Annotated in this window: 4 protein-coding genes; 2 read left to right on the plus strand and 2 right to left on the minus strand. The window is 46.4% G+C overall.

The features are described 5' to 3' along the window. The first annotated feature begins 23 nt into the window (after positions 1 to 23). Both ACTHUT_RS15945 and ccoP read left to right on the plus strand, forming a co-directional pair. Positions 24 to 221 (plus strand): cbb3-type cytochrome oxidase subunit 3, encoded by a 198-nt coding sequence (locus ACTHUT_RS15945; protein ID WP_003748776.1) that lies wholly within the window; start codon positions 24 to 26, stop codon positions 219 to 221. Continuing rightward, positions 221 to 1,567, plus strand: a complete 1,347-nt coding sequence (gene ccoP, locus ACTHUT_RS15950; protein ID WP_440419041.1) for a cytochrome-c oxidase, cbb3-type subunit III — start codon at positions 221 to 223, stop codon at positions 1,565 to 1,567. The genes ACTHUT_RS15945 and ccoP overlap by 1 nt, the downstream gene beginning before the upstream one ends. Before the next feature lie 531 nt (positions 1,568 to 2,098). Here the strand turns inward: ccoP and ACTHUT_RS15955 are convergent. Continuing rightward, complete coding sequence (locus ACTHUT_RS15955) at positions 2,099 to 2,719, minus strand: DUF2238 domain-containing protein (protein ID WP_049352548.1); 621 nt, start codon at positions 2,717 to 2,719, stop codon at positions 2,099 to 2,101. Positions 2,720 to 2,826: 107 nt separating this feature from the next. Continuing rightward, positions 2,827 to 3,443, minus strand: a 617-nt coding sequence (locus ACTHUT_RS15960; RefSeq protein WP_440419042.1) for a phosphatidate cytidylyltransferase, incomplete at its 5' end; no start/stop codon positions are given.

A 3,443-nucleotide genomic window follows, 5' to 3' on the forward strand; every position in this document is an offset into this window, starting at 1 on the left:
ATTGAAAAACGTAAGGTAACATCATGGACGCTAACTGGGCTCGCTCGCTCTTTACTGTTTGGGTATTCATCAGCTTTATTTTAGTCCTCTATATTGTGTTCAATAGACGCAATAAGAAAAACTATGATGATGCAGCCAGCAGTATTTTCGATAATGACGAACAAAGGCCGTCTGAAAAGGACGATCAAGCTCAGTCAGTCCGTGATCACGGAGCAAAATAATGAACACAACATCCCAATTTACCAGTAGTTTCTGGAATATATATATTGCCGTTATCGTCGTGCTCAGCTTCATCGGCCTGGCTTGGCTTCTGCTTTCGCAAAATGTTGTGAAACGCCCTAAAAAAGGCGAAGAAGTAAAAACCACGGGTCATGAGTGGGACGGTATTTCGGAGTACAACAACCCTCTACCACATTGGTGGTTTTGGCTTTATGTCTGCACATGGCTGTTTGGCGTCGGCTATCTGATTATGTATCCCGGTATCGGCGATTACAAAGGCCTGTGGGGCTGGAGCAGCCATGGTCAATATGAAGAAGAAGTTGCCAAAGCCAATCAGCAATATGGTAAAGTGTATGCTAAATTTTCCAATATGCCGATTGAAAAAGTGGCTAAAGATCCTGAAGCCCGTGCTATTGCACAAAACCTTTTCAATACCTACTGTATCCAATGTCACGGCTCAGATGCCAAAGGCTCTAAAGGCTTCCCAAATCTGACTGATGACGACTGGTTGTGGGGCGGTGAACCTGAAAAGATTCAGGAAACCATTGAAAAAGGCCGTACTGCCGCCATGCCTGCATGGGGTCCTGCTTTGGGTGAAGAAGGTGTGAAAAACGTAACACAGTATGTTATGTCTCTTTCTAAACCTAAAGGCCAATATGACGAAGAACGTGCAGAACGCGGTAAAGTCCTGTTTAGCGGCCCACCTGCCAACTGTTTCACTTGTCACGGCGACAAAGGTCAAGGTATCCAAGGCCTCGGCCCGAATCTGACCGACGATGTATGGTTGTGGGGCGGTACTCAAAAAGCGATTACCGAAACCATTACCAACGGCCGCAGCAGCCAAATGCCTGCTTGGGGTCACTTCCTCGACAAAGACAAGCTGCACATCATGACCGCCTATATTTGGGGTTTATCCAACAAAGACGGTAAAAAAACTCCTGCTAAAAAAGCTGAGCCTGCTCCGGCAGCTCAACCTGCCGATGCTTCTGCTCCGGCGGCTGCTTCAGCTCCTGCTGCCGATAAAGCAGCTTCAGATGCTAAAGCTGCTCCGGCTGCTGAAGCCAAACCTGCTGAAAAAGCAGAAGCGGCTCCGGTTAAGGTAGATGGCAAAGCTGTTTTTGAAGCCAACTGTAAAACATGTCATGGCGGTATGATTCCAGGCGCTCCTGTCGTAGGTAAAAAAGAAGACTGGGCTCCTCGTATCAAACAAGGTAAAGACACTCTGCACAAACATGCCATCGAAGGCTTTAATTCTATGCCGGCTAAAGGCGGTAATGGCAGCCTGAGTGATGATGAAGTTAAAGCAGCTGTAGACTTTATGGCAAACGAGTCTGGCGCGAAATTCTAATTTTGAGTCAGATTGAAAAAAAGCGTACCTAGAAAGGTACGCTTTTTTATATTTGATAAAACCGTATGGAAAAAACATACAAAAGGCCGTCTGAAACATTCAGACGGCCTTTTGTTTTAAACCTAGATTATTCAATTTAAAGTAGATGTACTACGGTTCAGGAACTACTCACTGAAAGATTATTCGACGCTGTCGAGTAGTTTTGGGTGATTGTTCCCAATTTCGTATTACTTTCAATTTGCGGTTAAAGTAAGGTGTCATGATCTTCTATGCGCATCATCATACGCATAGAGTCTATACCGTTGGCGGCAAATCTTAGATCAGGCTTGCCGACAAAATTGTTTCTAATGAAGCTTTCTATATTGGCAGTAGCCGCACTTTGATATTGGTATCTAAACCATTATATTCAAATGGGTGACCGACAACCTGCTCCAATTATTGTCTACCAATGTTCCAACATACCAGTAGAAAAATGAAAAAGGCCGTCTGAAAATCTGGTTTCAGACGGCCTTTTGCTGTAAAGGGGTAGATTTAAGAGAAACCAAAGCGTTTATCGGGTCGGGTAAATACAAAAATAAACAGAGAAGTTAACGCGCCCAAAGTATCGGCAAGCATGTCTTTTTGCGCGTCCCAAATATCGCCTTGAGAGCCCAAGAACTCCAGTCCGGCCTCTCCACCATCGATGACGGCATATTGCCATTCGATGATTTCATAGGCGGCGGCCACACTCATAATGAAGAACAGGGAGAAAAATAAGGCCAACGGCAAATTGCACAGCTTGCGGCGCAGCAGCCATTCAGCCATCGGGTAGGCATAAAAGCCGATGATGTAATGGGCAATACGGTCGTAATGATTGCGGTTTTCGCCCAAAATCGGTTCGACAAAGCGGTTGATGGATTCAAACGGTACATCGGCAAAAGTGTAGTATGCACCGATGGAATGCATGATCAGCCAAAAACTCATGAATAAGTAGGCCAGGTTGCTGAAGCGGAAAATGCGGTAGGTGGCAACCAAAAGGAAGAATACGGATGCTACGGGAATGATTTCGGCGTACCAGACTGCGCGGTCATGGGGATTGATGCCTGACCAAACAATGAGGGCGAAGATAATCGTCGCAAGAAAAATGGGAAAGATTGGAGAGGGTTTGTTCATGTTGTGTGTATGTAATAACAATGTCGCGTATTGTATAACGAATTGGTAGGGCTGGCAGTTTCATATATTCAAGGCCGTCTGAAAACAGCTTTCAGACGGCCTGAAGTTTAGCCGTTCCAGAAATAACGGGTGATGTGGAAAAACACGGGTGCGGCAAAACAAATCGAATCCACGCGGTCAAGCATGCCGCCGTGGCCACGTATCATATTACCCCAGTCTTTGACACCGTAATCGCGTTTGATGGCAGACATAACCAGGCCGCCAAAGAAGCCCATTAGGCAGACGATAAAGCCGATAATGGCCGCTTGGTCGTGGGAGAACGGCGTAATCGGCGCCATCAGCGCGGCAATGGCTGTAGCCGACAAAATGCCGCCGACTGTGCCGGAAATGGTTTTAGACGGGGAAAGTGAAGGCATGATTTTTGCACCGCCAATCAGTTTGCCCCAAACGTATTGCAACACATCTGATACTTGCACCACGCCAATCAGGAAGATCAGCAACAGGATATTATTGCTGTTATCGAAGCCGTCCAAATCTAGAAACATCAGCGCCGGAACATGGGACAGACAGAAGATACAAATCATCGCCATCCATTGCGTTTTGGCGGCGCGTTCCAAAAAGTGCGCGGTTTGGCCGCTGAGGCTGGCAATAATCGGCAGTATCAAAAAGCCGTAAACCGGAATAAAAATGCTGAACATGCCGTACCAGCCGTCATAGACGAAAT

The organism is Neisseria sp. P0022.S010 (genome assembly GCF_051956635.1).

Excerpts from the sequence above, each read along its gene's own strand:
- ACTHUT_RS15945 (WP_003748776.1), top strand. The coding sequence starts at position 24 with ATGGACGCTAACTGGGCTCGCTCGCTCTTTACTGTTTGGGTATTCATC.
- ccoP (WP_440419041.1), top strand. The coding sequence starts at position 221 with ATGAACACAACATCCCAATTTACCAGTAGTTTCTGGAATATATATATT.
- ACTHUT_RS15955 (WP_049352548.1), bottom strand. The coding sequence starts at position 2,719 with ATGAACAAACCCTCTCCAATCTTTCCCATTTTTCTTGCGACGATTATC.